The sequence below is a fragment of the Bacillus sp. JJ1503 genome, assembly GCF_036965125.1.
Lineage (GTDB): Bacteria > Bacillota > Bacilli > Bacillales > Cytobacillaceae > Cytobacillus.
This window is the reverse complement of sequence record NZ_JBALOZ010000073.1, coordinates 1-567: the sequence shown is the minus strand read 5'-3', so window position 1 is coordinate 567 and position 567 is coordinate 1. Positions and strand designations below refer to the sequence as shown.

Sequence of the window (567 nt, the reverse complement as noted above, 5' to 3'; positions counted from 1 at the left end):
CAATATTATTAAATGATTTTTCAAAAATCTCCATAAAATCATCTCCATATATATTTCTCACTATGGCCATGATTTCAATAATTTCTGGAAATTTCCCATAAAGTTCTCTTAATGGTGCTGCTCCTGAAAACACTGCATATTGATCTGGATCGTAAGTCTCCATTAATTGCAATAAAATGTTTTCGCCTTCGGCAGTAATCTGAATATACGTATTTCTTTTGTCGCTTTCTTTTTTGGAAAATTTCAGAAAGCCACGCTCTTCAAGTTTTTTTGAGAAGTTAAATGCTGTTGATACGTGCATGACTCCAAACTTAGCCACATCCGAAATAGATGCCCCTTTTAAGTGATAGGCAATCCATAAAATATGATGTTCGTTGATGTTTAGGTCAAAGGGCTTAATCCATTGCTGCCAGTCTTTTTCGATGGATTTCCATAAAGCTTTACTAAGTTGAGAAATTCTTTGGCTGAAAATCATTGCTTCCTTCATTGAATACATTTTATCTGTCATAAAACTATTCACCTACTTTTCTAGTTCTCTATATTCATTATGCCAATAAAGTAAAAATT

General features: G+C 32.8%; 1 protein-coding gene. It reads right to left on the bottom strand.

The features are described 5' to 3' along the window. Positions 1-508 (bottom strand): HTH-type transcriptional regulator Hpr (locus V7149_RS06695; RefSeq protein WP_335344870.1); only part of this gene is annotated, 508 nt, incomplete at its 3' end. Between the last annotated feature and the right edge of the window lie 59 nt (positions 509-567).